Genomic DNA, 13,210 nt, shown 5'->3' with positions numbered 1-13,210 from the left:
CCGGATCTTCCCAGCCCCGCCGGCGTTTGAGGCGCGGGGTCCGAGGCTGAGCCCCGGGTCTTCCCAGCCCCGCCGGCGTTTGAGGCGCGGGGTCTGGGGCGGAGCCCCAGTTCGGGAAGGGGCGGGTGGGGGAAAAGCTCCGCGCAGCGGGCCTCGCGGCGCAGCCTCGGCCGGGCTGAGCCGCAGGCCCGCCGGGCCAGGCCGCGCCGGGCCGCGCCGCGCCTAGCGGGGCCGCGCCGGGCCAGGCGGGCCGGGCCAGGCGGGCCGGCCGGGTCTGGGGTGGGCCCGGCGCTGCAGGGGCGGCCGGCGGGCCCTGCAAGGGGTCGGTTACGGCAAGAGGTGGGAGAGGGCCTCTTGGAGGGGGAGGGTTTCGCGGGTGCCGGTGTGGCGGTTTTGGAGTTCGACCAGGCCCTCGGCCGCCCCCCTCCCCGCCACCACGATCCACGGCACCCCGATCAGCTCCGCATCCGTGAGCTTCACCCCGGGCGACAACCCCACCCGATCGTCCAGCAGCACCCTCAACCCCGCCCCGGCCAACCCCTCCGCCGCCTCCTCCGCCAGCGCCAGCTGCACCGCCTTGCCCGCCGCGACGACGTGGACGTCCGCCGGGGCGACTTCCGCCGGCCAGCACAACCCCTTCGCGTCGGCCGTCTGTTCGGCCAGCGCCGCCACCGCCCGGGAGACACCGATCCCGTACGAACCCATGGTGACCCGGACCGGCTTGCCCTCCCGGCCCAGTACGTCCAGCCCGAACGCGTCGGCGTACTTCCGGCCGAGCTGGAAGATGTGGCCGACCTCGATGGCCCGGTCCAGCCGCAGCCCCGCCCCGCAGGCCGGGCAGGGGTCGCCCTCCCGGACGACGACCACGTCCAGGTACCGGTCGACCTCGAAGTCGCGGCCGCAGACCACGTTCCGCGCGTGCGTGTCCGCCCGGTTGGCGCCCGTCACCCAGGCGGTCCCGGGTGCGACCCGCGGGTCGGCCAGGTAGCGGACCTTGTCCAGGCCCTGCGGGCCGACGTAGCCGCGTACCAGGTCGGGCCGGTCCGTGAAGTCCTCCGCGGTGACCAGCTCCACCACCGCCGGCGCCAGGTGCTCGGCGAGCTTGCCGAGGTCCACCTCACGGTCCCCCGGCACCCCGACCGCCACGATCTCGCCGTCCACCTTGACCAGCAGGTTCTTCAGGGTCGCCGAGGCCGGTACGCCGAGCAGCCGGGCCAGCGTCTCGATGGTCGGCGTATCGGGGGTGTCGAGCTCCTCCAGGGCGGGGTGTTCGGCCGCCTCGGGCGTCGACGCGAAGGTCACCGCCTCCGTGTTGGCGGCGAACCCGCAGGCCGGGCAGTCCGCGAAGGTGTCCTCGCCGGCCGCGGCCGGGGCGAGGAACTCCTCGGAGGCCGAGCCGCCCATCGCGCCGGAGACCGCCGAGACGATCCGGTGGTCCAGGCCGAGCCGGGTGAAGATCCGCTGGTAGGCCGCCCGGTGCAGGGCGTAGGACTGTGCCAGTCCCTCGTCGGTGACGTCGAAGGAGTACGAGTCCTTCATCTGGAACTCGCGGCCGCGCAGCACCCCGGAGCGCGGGCGGGCCTCGTCCCGGTACTTGGTCTGGATCTGATACAGCATCACCGGCAGGTCCTTGTAGGACGTGCACTGGTCCTTCACCACCAGGGTGAAGATCTCCTCGTGGGTGGGCCCGAGGAGGTAGTCGGCGCCCTTGCGGTCCTTCAGCCGGAACAGCAGGTCGCCGTACTCGCTCCAGCGCCCGCTGACTTCGTACGGCTCGCGCGGCAACAGCGCCGGCAGCAGCACCTCCTGCGCGCCGATCGCGTCCATCTCCTCGCGGACGATGCGGGATACGTTGTCGAGGACCTTCTTGCCGAGCGGCAGCCAGGTCCACACGCCGGCCGAGGAGCGCCGGACGTATCCCGCGCGGACCAGGAGCCGGTGGCTGAGCGTCTCCGCGTCGGCCGGGTCCTCGCGGAGCGTCCTGACCATGAGCCGGGACATCCGCTGGACCTGCTGCTGTGTGTGGTGCGTCGCCATGTCGGGAGGCTAGCCGTCCACGCCGCGTGCCCGGTACCGATTTCGGGCCCTGCAGGACCTGGGCTAGCGGCGTTTCAGCGGGAGCGGGGCGCCCATCACCGCGTACGGCAGGGCGGCGCTGGGGAAGACGACGTGGCGGGCCAGGTCTGTGTAGCCGAGGGAGCGGTAGAGCACCCGGGCCGGGGACTCGGTGTCGATGGCCGACAGGATGGACCGGGGCTCGGCCGCCGTGTCGGTGATCCGGGTGATCAGCTCGCGGCCGACGCCGTGGCCCTGGAAACCGGGGTGCACGTGGAGCTCGGTGATGGCGAACGACTCGTCGAGCCAGTGCTCGTGGCCGCCGGCCCGCAGGTAGGGCTCGACGATCGTGGACCACCAGTGGGTGCGGTCGTTGGGCATCCCGTAGACGAATCCGGCGAGCGCCCCGTCCTCGGTGAACGCGCCGAGCGCGCGGGCGCCCCGGCAGGCCATGTGGCGCTGCACGATGTAGCGCCGGATGCCGATCTCTTCCTCGCTGAGTCCGAACGCGAGGGCTTGGACCCGCAGCGCCTCGTCGACGTGCGCGACGAGGTCCAGGGGGCCGATCTCGAGGCCGGCGGGGGAAGGCACCATGCGGTGACCTTACTTCGGGTCCGCGGATCGGCACAGCCGCCCCCGGGAGGGCCGGGCCGGAACCGGCCGCAGTCAGAACAGGACGCTCATGAACGCCCCGACCTCCCGGAAGCCGACCCTCCGATAGGCCGCTCTGGCGGCGGTGTTGAAGTCGTTGACGTACAGACTGACCAGCGGCGCGACATCGCGCAGCGCGTACTGCACGACCGCGGCCATACCGGTCTCCGAGTGCCCCCGGCCGCGGAACTCGGGGGCCACCCACACCCCTTGGATCTGGCAGGCGTGGGCGGTCGCCGCGCCGATCTCCGCCTTGAAGACCACCTTGCCGTCCTCGACCCGGGCGAAGGACCGACCGGAGGACACGAGCTCGGCGACCCGCGCCTGGTACAGCAGTCCGCCGTCGCCGGCCATCGGGGAGACGCCGACCTCCTCGGTGAACATGGCCACGCAGGCGGGCATGATCAGGTCCATCTCGTCCTTGCGGATCCGGCGGACCAGCGGGTCCGGCGCGATCTCCGTCGAGGGCCGTTCGGTGACCATCAGCGGCTGATGGGAGCGGACGTCGCGGGCGGGCCCCCAGTGCGGCTCCAGCAGCCGCCACAGCTGCCCCGTCGGGTCGGCCGGGCCGACGATGGAGGAGCAGCGGCGGCCGGTACGGCGGGCCCGGTCGGCGAATGCCCGTACGGCCTCGGGGGTGGCGCAGACGGGGACCAGGTTCGCGCCCGCGTAGCAGAGGGAGCGCAGCTCGCCGCCGGCGTAGAAGCCCCACATCTCCCCGCCCAGGCGCCACGGATCGAGTCCGGCGACCTGCACCCGGGAGGTGACGAAGGCGTTCGCGACGGGTTCGCGATCGAGTACCTCGAGCGCGAGCGCGAGATCGCCGGGCTCGAGGACCCTGGTGGTGGTCTGCGTCAACACGTCGGGGGCCTCACCATGCAAGTCTGCTGATCTCCGCACTGTACCCGCATTCGGATGTCCGGGCTCGGTTCGCACAGGCTGCGAGCAGGGCGCAGCAGGGCGCAGCAGGGCAACGGCGCGGCCCCGGCCTGCGCTGCTGCGCAGGCCGGGGCCGGGGCTACGGGGCGGGCGGTTCCGGCGTCAGACGCCGATGGCCACGGACGGCTCGCCGGAGGGGATACCGTCCTTCTCCATCTGCTCGGCGATCTTCATTGCCTCTTCGATCAGCGTCTCCACGATCTTCGACTCGGGGACGGTCTTGATGACCTCGCCCTTGACGAAGATCTGGCCCTTGCCGTTGCCGGAGGCGACGCCCAGGTCGGCCTCGCGGGCCTCGCCGGGTCCGTTGACCACGCAGCCCATGACGGCGACGCGCAGCGGGACCTCCATGCCCTCCAGCCCGGCGGTGACCTCTTCGGCGAGCTTGTAGACGTCCACCTGGGCGCGGCCGCAGGACGGGCAGGAGACGATCTCCAGGCGGCGCTGGCGCAGGTTCAGCGACTCCAGGATCTGGATGCCGACCTTGATCTCCTCGGCCGGCGGGGCGGAGAGCGAGACCCGGATGGTGTCGCCGATGCCTTGGGAGAGCAGGGCGCCGAAGGCGACGGCGGACTTGATGGTGCCCTGGAAGGCGGGGCCGGCCTCGGTGACGCCGAGGTGCAGCGGGTAGTCGCACTGGGCGGCGAGCTGGCGGTACGCCTCGACCATCACGACCGGGTCGTTGTGCTTGACCGAGATCTTGATGTCGCGGAAGTCGTGCTCCTCGAAGAGGGAGGCTTCCCACAGCGCGGACTCGACCAGCGCCTCCGGGGTGGCCTTGCCGTACTTCTTCAGCAGGCGGGCGTCGAGGGAGCCCGCGTTGACGCCGATCCGGATCGGGGTGCCCGCGTCCTTGGCGGCGCGCGCGATCTCCTTGACCTTGTCGTCGAACTGCTTGATGTTGCCCGGGTTGACCCGGACGGCGGCGCAGCCGGCGTCGATGGCGGCGAAGACGTACTTCGGCTGGAAGTGGATGTCGGCGATCACCGGGATCTGCGACTTCTTGGCGATGACGGAGAGGGCGTCGGCGTCGTCCTGGGTGGGGCAGGCCACCCGGACGATCTGGCAGCCGGAGGCGGTCAGCTCGGCGATCTGCTGCAGCGTGGCGCCGATGTCGGAAGTGCGGGTCGTCGTCATCGACTGCACCGAGACGGGTGCGTCGCCGCCGACGGCCACGGAACCGACCTGGATCTTGCGGCTGACCCGTCGGTCGGCCAGCTTCGTCGGCACGGACGGCATTCCGAGAGAGATAGCAGTCATCTGCTGTGCAACCCCAAGGTGTGGATCAAGGTCCCGATATCGGCGGGCTCCAGCCTTCGAGATTACGCCAAGCCGCGCGGCCCACGCGCATCAGGCGCCCTGCGCCACCCGAACGTAGGGAGCCGGACACGTATCGTGTCCGGCTCCCCGATGCGCGCGGCAGGAGGCGCTCCGCTCAGGTGATCTTGATGGGGTTCACCACGTCCGCGATCATCACCAGCAGGGTGAAGCAGACGAAGACCCCGGCCACCACGTAGGCGACGGGCATCAGTTTGGCCACGTCGAACGGACCCGGGTCGGGCCGCCGGAACACCCGCGCCACGGTCCGCCGGACCGACTCCCACAGGGCGCCGGCGATGTGCCCGCCGTCGAGCGGCAGCAGCGGCAGCATGTTGAAGAGGAACAGCGACAGGTTGAATCCGGCCAGCAGGTTCAGGAAGAACACCAGCTGGTTCTTGGCGGGCACGTCCAGGGTGAAGATCTCACCGCTGACCCGGGCGGCGCCGACGATGCCCATCGGGCCGTCCTGCTCGCGCTCGCCCCCGTTGAAGGCCGCGTCCCACAGGGCCGGGATCCGGGAGGGCAGGTCGACCAGCGACTGCACGCCGGCCTGCATCATGTCGCCCATGCGGGTGACGGACTGGCCGAAGGACTGCTCGACGTACCCGACGGCCGGGGCGAAGCCCAGGAAGCCGGCGGTGACGTACTGGCCCTCGACGTAGCGGCCGCTGCCGTCGGTCTTGGCGACCTTGTTCTCGATGAGGTTCGCCTTGAGGTCCAGCTGCCGGCCGGCCCGCTCCACGGTGATGGTCGCGGGGCCGACGGTGGCGCGGATGTCCTTCTGCAGCGTGGTCCAGTCCTCGACGGGGCGGCCGTTGAAGGCGACGATCTTGTCGCCCTGCGCCAGGCCCGCGGCCTTGGCGGGGGCCGCCGGGTCGCCCGCGGCGCAGGTGTCCCGCTTCTCGCTCTGCTGGATCACGCAGTCGGAGACGGATCCGACCACGGTGGTCTGGGTGTTCACGCCGAAGGTCATCAGGGTGGTGAGGAAGATCGCCACGGCCAGGACCAGGTTCATGAACGGCCCGGCGAACATCACGATCACGCGCTTCCACGGCTTGCGCGTGTAGAAGAGCCGCTTCTCGTCGCCGGGTTGCAGTTCCTCGTACGCGGCCGAGCGCGCGTCCTCGATCATCGTCCGGAAGGGCGACGTGGAGCGGGCGGTGACCTTGCCGTCCTCGCCCGGCGGGAACATCCCGATCATGCGGATGTAGCCGCCCATCGGGATGGCCTTGATCCCGTACTCGGTCTCGCCCTTGTGCCGCGACCAGAGGGTCGGGCCGAAGCCGACCATGTACTGCGGCACGCGGATGCCGAAGAGCTTGGCCGTGGAGAGGTGGCCGAGCTCGTGCCAGGCGATGGAGACGAGCAGCCCGACGACGAAGATGACTATGCCGAGCACCGTCATGAAAGCTGTCATGCGCGCGCCTCCACGGCGGCCTTCGCCGCCATTTCCCGTGCCCGGGCCCTGGCCCAGGTCTCCGCTTCGAGGACGTCCGCGACGGTCAGGGAGGTTCCCTGTGCCGGCGTCCCGTGCTCATCGACCACGGCAGCGACCGTATCCATGATTGCCGTGAACGGCAGCCGACCGGCCAGAAATGCCTCGACGCACTCCTCGTTCGCCGCATTGAACACGGCGGGTGCGGTACCGCCCACGGTGCCCACGTGCCGGGCCAGGCCGACGGAGGGGAAGGCCTCGGTGTCCAGCGGGAAGAACTCCCAGGTGGAGGCCTTGCTCCAGTCGAAGGCGGGGGCCGCGTCCGGGACGCGGTGGGGCCAGCCGAGGCCGATGGCGATGGGCCCGCGCATGTCCGGCGGGGTGGCCTGGGCGAGGGTGGAGCCGTCGCTGAATTCCACCATCGAGTGGACGTAGGACTGGGGGTGGACGACGACCTCGATGCGGTCGAAGGGGATGTCGTAGAGCAGGTGCGCCTCGATGACCTCCAGGCCCTTGTTGACCAGGGTGGCGCTGTTGACCGTGATCACCGGGCCCATCGCCCAGGTGGGGTGCGCCAGGGCGTCCTCGACGGTGACCTGCGCGAGCTCGTCGCGGGTGCGGCCGCGGAAGGGCCCGCCGGAGGCGGTGACCACGAGCTTGCGGACGTCGGCCCGGGTGCCGGCGGCGAGCGCCTGGAACAGGGCCGCGTGCTCGGAGTCCACCGGGATGATCTGGCCGGGCTTCGCCAGGTTCTTCACCAGGGGGCCGCCGACGATCAGCGACTCCTTGTTGGCGAGGGCCAGGGTCCGGCCGGCCTCCAGGGCGGCCAGCGTCGGCGCCAGGCCGATGGAGCCGGTGATGCCGTTGAGGACGGTGTGGCACGGGGAGGCGGCGACCTCGGTGGCCGCGTCCGGCCCGGCGAGGATCTCCGGCTGCGGCTCGGCACCGTACTCGGCGCTCAGCGCCTCTTTCAGGGCCGGTACGACGTCCTCGCGGGCCACCGCGACCTTCTCCACCCGCAGCTGCCGGGCCTGCTCGGCGAGGAGCCCGACCCGCCCGCCGGCGGCGGACAGCGCGGTCACCTTGAACAGGCCGGGGTTGCGCAGCACGAGGTCGATGGCCTGCGTCCCGATGGATCCGGTGGACCCGAGGATGACGATGTCCCTGCGGCCGGCCGCGGCGTCGAAGAGGAGGTGCGGATCGGCGAGGGGGGCTGGGCTGTCGCTCATCCCCCCATTGTTGCCGGAAGTCAGGAGCGGCCTGACACGGAGCCCCCTTCCGTGACCCGCAGCAGGAGGTGCGGGAGCGTTCCGGCGAAGTCCGGGAGCGTGACGGCCACGCGCCACCAGGCGTCCGGATCGGCGCCGAGGGCCAGGGCGCACAGCCGGTCGGCCTCGGCCCGCGCGGCGAGCACCGGGGCGGGCCAGTCGTGGCGGTCGGGGTGGTCCACGTCCCCCAGCCAGTGGTCCTCGTCCAGGGCCCAGCAGGCGGGCGCCTTGTGCCGGATCACGTCCTCACCGGTGAGGAGCCCGCGGGCCAGGCAGTCCCGCACCCACCGGATGTCCTCCTGGACGGACTCCATGGGGACCGCGAGGCTGGCCAGGGCCAGTTCGCGCTCCACGCCCCCGAACGGCTCGGCGGCCTTCGGGGCGAGGGTGCCCAGCGCCGTGGACAGCCCGAGGACGGTCTGTCCGTCGGCGGGCTCGGCCAGGGTGCCGCGGACGATGCGGGCCACGAGCACCGGCAGGGTGCCGCGGAAGGCGGGGGCGTGCCGGTGCAGCTCCTGCCAGAGCCGGGGGTCCTCCCGCAGGGGGCGCAGCGCCCGGGCGACGGCCGTCCGCATCCCCGTCCATTCGGGCAGGGACCAGCGCAGGCCCCTGGTCTCGGGAAGGTGCGCGAGCAGCAGGGTGCGGTGCGCGGGGGCGATGTGGGCGACGAGCTCGTCGCAGGTGAGGAGCCCCATCCGGACGGCCCGTACGGCGGGCCGGTACCACCGGTAGCCGGAGGTGTCCTGGGTGCCGGTGTCGAGCAGTGCCTGGCAGACCTCGCGGGGCAGTCCGCCTACCAGCAGCAGGGCCTCGACCGCGGTGGGCGGCAGCGGGTCCCGGGTGTGCTCGTGCAGCAGCGTCTCGGGGTCGAGGGGGGCGTGCGGCATCCGCAGCAGGGTCAGGGGGATCCGGGGCCGGCGGCCGTGCCGGCGCAGCAGGGTGATCAGCTCGCCGGTGGTGAAGGGCCCGGGGCCGACCTGCCGCAGCAGTTCGGGTGACGCTCCGGGGCGGGCCGCGTACCGGGCGGGGCCGGGGAGCCCGGGCAGGGGCCGGCCGAGGACGTGCGGGTTGCGGGCGACGTACTGCCGGTCCTGCTCGCTGCCGTGGCGCAGGATCAGGGTGACGGTCGAGGGTGACAGCCACCTGTCTCGGCACAGGTATTTGCGGGTCGGTGCGTCGAGCCGGCCGATCAGGTCGGCGACGACGTGGTCCGGTGCGTGGCGCAGCAGGTGCGCCACGCACCAGGCCAGCCGTCGGCTGGCGCGGTCTTCCTCGGCCGTCGGCATCGCTCTCTCCGCCTTGCGCGTGCTCGTGCCCGTACGCGTACGGGTACTCGCACTCATCCTCGTACGTCTGTCCGACGTCCGGAGATGATCGCAGGTCAGCGGATGGGGCGGTGCACGTTTTTCTGTGTGGACGGGCCGGGGGCGGCGTCCGCGATCCAGGGGCCGTCCCCGGAGGGGTCGAGCACGCCCTCCTCCAGCCAGGTGTAGGTGCCGGACAGGACGCCCGCGACGACCTTGTGGTCGAGGTCGTCGGTGTTGGACCAGAGCCGGCCGAACAGCTCCTCGACGCGCAGCCGGGACTGCCGGCAGAAGGCGTCGGCGAGCTGGTAGGCCTCGCGGCCGTGGTCGCCGGAGGCCCGCATGTGCTCGGCCCGGACGCAGGCGGCGCTCATCGCGAACAGTTCGGCGCCGATGTCGACCACCCGGCCGAGGAAGCCCTGTTTGGTCTCCATCCGGCCCTGCCACCGGGACATCGCGTAGAAGGTGGACCGGGCGAGTTTGCGGGCGGTGCGCTCGACGTAGCGGAGGTGGACGGCGAGGTCGGTGTGGCCGCGCGGGTGGAACTCCCGGTAGGTGCCGGGTACGTGGCCGGGGCCGGCGGCGAGTTTGGGCAGCCAGCGGGCGTAGAACCCGGCTGCCCGGGCCCCTGCCTTCGCCTTGTCGCCGAGGGCCTTCTCCGGGTCGATGAGGTCGCCGGCCACCGACAGGTGGGCGTCGACGGCCTCCCGGGCGATCAGCAGGTGCATGATCTCGGTGGAGCCCTCGAAGATCCGGTTGATGCGGAGGTCGCGGAGCAGCTGTTCGGCGGGTACGGCCCGCTCGCCGCGCGCGGCCAGCGATTCGGCGGTCTCGAAGCCGCGGCCGCCGCGGATCTGGACCAGTTCGTCGGCCATCAGGCAGGCCATCTCGGAGCCGTACAGCTTGGCGAGGGCGGCCTCGATGCGGATGTCGTTGCGGTCCTCGTCGGCCATCTGGGAGGACAGGTCGACGACCGCCTCCAGGGCGAAGGTGGTGGCGGCGATGAAGGAGATCTTGGCGCCCACGGCCTCGTGCCGGGCCACCGGCCGGCCCCACTGCTCGCGCACCCCGGACCATTCACGGGCGATCTTCAGGCACCATTTGCCGGCGCCGACGCACATGGCGGGGAGGGAGAGCCGGCCGGTGTTGAGGGTGGTCAGGGCGATCTTGAGGCCGGCGCCCTCCGGGCCGATCCGGTTGGCGGCGGGCACCCGGACCCGGTGGAAGCGGGTGACGCCGTTCTCGAGGCCGCGCAGGCCCATGAAGGCATTGCGGTGCTCGACGGTGACGCCCGGCGAGTCCGCCTCCACGACGAAGGCGGTGATGCCGCCCTTGTGCCCTTCGCTCTTCGGCACCCGGGCCATGACCACGAGCAGGTCGGCGACCACCCCGTTGGTCGTCCACAGCTTCACGCCGTCGAGGACGTACGCGTCCTCGCCGTCCGGTACGGCGGTGGTCGCCAGCCGGGCCGGGTCGGAGCCCACGTCCGGCTCGGTGAGCAGGAAGGCGCTGATGTCCGTACGGGCGCAGCGCGGCAGGTAGGTGTCCTTCTGCTCCTGGGTGCCGAAGATCTTCAGGGGCTGCGGGACGCCGATGGACTGGTGGGCGGAGAGCAGGGCGCCGATGGCCGGGCTGACCGAGCCGACGAGGGCGAGCGCCTTGTTGTAGTAGACCTGGGTGAGTCCGAGTCCCCCGTACTTGGGGTCGATCTTCATGCCGAGCGCGCCGAGCTCCTTGAGGGCCCGGACGGTCTCGTCGGGGATCCTCGCCTCGCGCTCGATGCGCCGGCCGTCGATCTCGCTCTCGCAGAACTCCCGCAGCCGGGCCAGGAAGGCCTCGCCGCGCCGGACGTCCTCGTCGGCGGGCAGCGGATGGGGATGGATGAGGTCGAGCCGGAACCTGCCGAGGAAGAGCTCCTTGGCGAAGCTGGGCTTGCGCCAGTCCGCCTCGCGGGCCGCTTCCGCGACCTGCCGCGCCTCGCGCTCGGTCACCTTGGGCTGGGTCGGCTGTGCGGGCTGGGCAGGCTGTGCGGGCTGTGTTGCGGACATGAGGGGGCTCACCTCGCCGCCGGGTCGGGGGTGCTACCGATGGGTGCTACCTGTCAGTCGTACCCGCTCCGACCCCTCGGGAAAAGGGAGACGGCCGGAGCCCCCGCACAGTAGGCTCCGGCCGTCGGCTTTTTGGCCGTACGAGATCAGATGTCGAGGCCGGTCAGGACCAGGACTCGCTCGTACGTGTAGTCGTCCATCGCGTAGCGGACGCCCTCGCGGCCCACACCGGACTGCTTGACGCCGCCGTACGGCATCTGGTCGGCGCGGTAGGACGGCGCGTCACCGATGATCACGCCGCCGACCTCGAGCTCGCGGTGGGCGCGGAACGCGGTCTGCACGTTGTGCGTGAACACGCCGGTCTGCAGGCCGAACTTCGAGTCGTTGACCTTCGCGAAGGCCTCGTCGGTGCCCTCGACCCGGTGCAGGGTCAGGACCGGTCCGAAGACCTCCTCGCAGGCGAGGGTGACGTCGCCGGGGACCTCGGCGAGCACGGTCGGCTCGTACGAGGCGCCCTCGCGCTTGCCGCCGGTGAGCAGCTTGGCGCCGGCGGACACGGCCTCGTCCACCCAGGACTCGACCCGCTTGGCGGCGTCCTCGGAGACGAGGGGGCCGACGTCGGTGGCGGAGTCGTTCGGGTCGCCGGTGACCTGGGCCTGGACCTTGGCGACGACCTTCTCGACCAGGCGGTCGTAGACGGAGGCGTCGGCGATCACGCGCTGCACCGAGATGCAGGACTGGCCGGCCTGGTAGTTCGCGAAGGTCGCGATCCGGGTGGCGGCCCAGTCGAGGTCGGCCTCGGAGGACCAGTCGTCGAGGACCACGGCGGCGGCGTTGCCGCCGAGCTCCAGGGTGCAGTGCTTGTGGGGCACCGACTGCTGGATCGCGTAGCCGACCTTGTCGGAACCGGTGAAGGAGATGACGGGCAGGCGCTCGTCCTTGACCAGGGCCGGCATCTTGTCGTTGGCGACGGGGAGCACGGACCAGGAACCGGCCGGCAGGTCGGTCTCGGCGAGCAGCTCGCCGAGGATCAGACCGGACAGCGGGGTGGCCGGGGCGGGCTTGAGGATGATGGGGGCGCCGACGGCGATGGCCGGAGCGACCTTGTGGGCACACAGGTTCAGCGGGAAGTTGAACGGCGCGATGCCGAGGACCGGGCCCTTGACGAAGCGGCGGGTCAGGGCGAGACGGCCGACGCCGCCGGCGTCGGTGTCGAGGCGCTGGGCGTCTCCGCCGTTGAACCGGCGGGCCTCTTCGGCGGCGAAGCGGAACACGGACACGGCACGGCCGACCTCACCGCGGGCCCACTTGATGGGCTTGCCGTTCTCGGCGGAGATCAGCTGGGCGATCTCCTCGGTGCGCTCGGTGAGCCGCTTGGACACGTGGTCCAGGGCGGCGGCCCGGACGTGGGCGGGGGTCGCGGAGAACTCGGCCGTCACGGCGTAGGCCGCGGCCACGGCCTCTTCGACCTGCGCGTCGGTGGGGACGCTGACGGTGCCGACGAGGCGGCCGTCCCAGGGGGACGTGACGTCGAAGCTGTCCTCGCCGGTGGCCTGGCGGCCGGCGAGCCAGAAGGCGTGGGTGGAAGTCATGCGAATCCCGGCCCTTCGGGTTGTGCGGTGCGGTGTACTGCTCTGCCTGTCCTCTTCAAGGTAGGGGGCGGGGTCGATTCTGGCGCTTGTCCGCGATGGAGCACCCCACCCGCCGGCTTCGCCGCTTTGTCACTGTCCACCCCCACCATGCGGCCCCCACCGGGCAGCGCCCGCCCCAGCCGCGCCGGGCTCTGCCATCTCCAGCCCCGCCGGCGCTCGGCATTCCCAGCCCCGCCGGGCCAGCCCAGCCGGGCCTTGGCATTCCCAGCCCCGCCGCGGTATCCAGCCTCGCCGGCGTTTGAGGCGCGGGGTCTGGGGCGGAGCCCCAGTTCGGGAAGGGGCGGGTAGGGGAAAGGCTCCGCGCAGCGGCCGTCTGTCGGGTGCGGCTCCGTTGCCGGGGCCGGCCCCGGACCCCGCGCCTCAATCGCCGACGGGGCTGAAAATGCCGCTGCGAGGCAACCCAGCCGCGGGAGCCCGGCGGGGCTGGGGGCGCCTGGTCCGGTGCGGCGCCGTTGCCGGGGGCCAGCCCCCGGACCCCCGCGCCTCAAACGCCGGCGGGGCTGGAGTTGCCTGCGGCAACCCAGCCGCAAGGGCTCAG

General features: G+C 72.1%; 9 protein-coding genes. All 9 read right to left on the bottom strand.

Annotated elements, in window-relative coordinates:
* Positions 1–327: 327 nt before the first annotated feature.
* Positions 328–2,037 carry a proline--tRNA ligase gene (locus AB0447_RS20460; RefSeq protein WP_366478096.1) on the bottom strand — a complete coding sequence of 570 codons (1,710 nt, stop codon included), beginning with the start codon at positions 2,035–2,037 and terminating at the stop codon, positions 328–330.
* Positions 2,038–2,100: 63 nt separating this feature from the next.
* Positions 2,101–2,649 (bottom strand): GNAT family N-acetyltransferase, encoded by a 549-nt coding sequence (locus tag AB0447_RS20455; RefSeq protein ID WP_366478095.1) that lies wholly within the window; start codon positions 2,647–2,649, stop codon positions 2,101–2,103.
* Positions 2,650–2,721: 72 nt separating this feature from the next.
* Positions 2,722–3,567 carry a GNAT family N-acetyltransferase gene (locus tag AB0447_RS20450; RefSeq protein ID WP_366478094.1) on the bottom strand — a complete coding sequence of 282 codons (846 nt, stop codon included), beginning with the start codon at positions 3,565–3,567 and terminating at the stop codon, positions 2,722–2,724.
* A gap of 180 nt (positions 3,568–3,747) precedes the next feature.
* Complete coding sequence (gene ispG / locus AB0447_RS20445; RefSeq protein WP_366478093.1) at positions 3,748–4,905, bottom strand: flavodoxin-dependent (E)-4-hydroxy-3-methylbut-2-enyl-diphosphate synthase; 1,158 nt, start codon at positions 4,903–4,905, stop codon at positions 3,748–3,750.
* Between the two features lie 175 nt (positions 4,906–5,080).
* Entirely contained in the window at positions 5,081–6,382 is a 1,302-nt protein-coding gene (locus tag AB0447_RS20440; protein ID WP_366478092.1) for a site-2 protease family protein, read from the bottom strand.
* Complete coding sequence (dxr, locus tag AB0447_RS20435) at positions 6,379–7,629, bottom strand: 1-deoxy-D-xylulose-5-phosphate reductoisomerase (protein WP_366478091.1); 1,251 nt, start codon at positions 7,627–7,629, stop codon at positions 6,379–6,381. Before dxr ends, AB0447_RS20440 begins: the two co-directional genes overlap by 4 nt.
* A 20-nt stretch (positions 7,630–7,649) precedes the next feature.
* The gene (locus AB0447_RS20430) at positions 7,650–8,954 is read right to left on the bottom strand and encodes a hypothetical protein (protein WP_366478090.1); all 1,305 of its coding nucleotides are present in this window, start codon (positions 8,952–8,954) and stop codon (positions 7,650–7,652) included.
* 95 nt (positions 8,955–9,049) lie between these two features.
* Positions 9,050–11,020 (bottom strand): acyl-CoA dehydrogenase family protein, encoded by a 1,971-nt coding sequence (locus tag AB0447_RS20425; RefSeq protein ID WP_366478089.1) that lies wholly within the window; start codon positions 11,018–11,020, stop codon positions 9,050–9,052.
* A 146-nt stretch (positions 11,021–11,166) separates the two neighbouring features.
* Positions 11,167–12,612 carry an aldehyde dehydrogenase family protein gene (locus AB0447_RS20420; RefSeq protein ID WP_366478088.1) on the bottom strand — a complete coding sequence of 482 codons (1,446 nt, stop codon included), beginning with the start codon at positions 12,610–12,612 and terminating at the stop codon, positions 11,167–11,169.
* Positions 12,613–13,210 lie beyond the last annotated feature (598 nt).

Source organism: Streptomyces sp. NPDC051211 (genome assembly GCF_040689505.1).
GTDB lineage: Bacteria > Actinomycetota > Actinomycetes > Streptomycetales > Streptomycetaceae > Streptomyces.
This window is presented reverse-complemented; position numbering and strand designations above follow the sequence as displayed.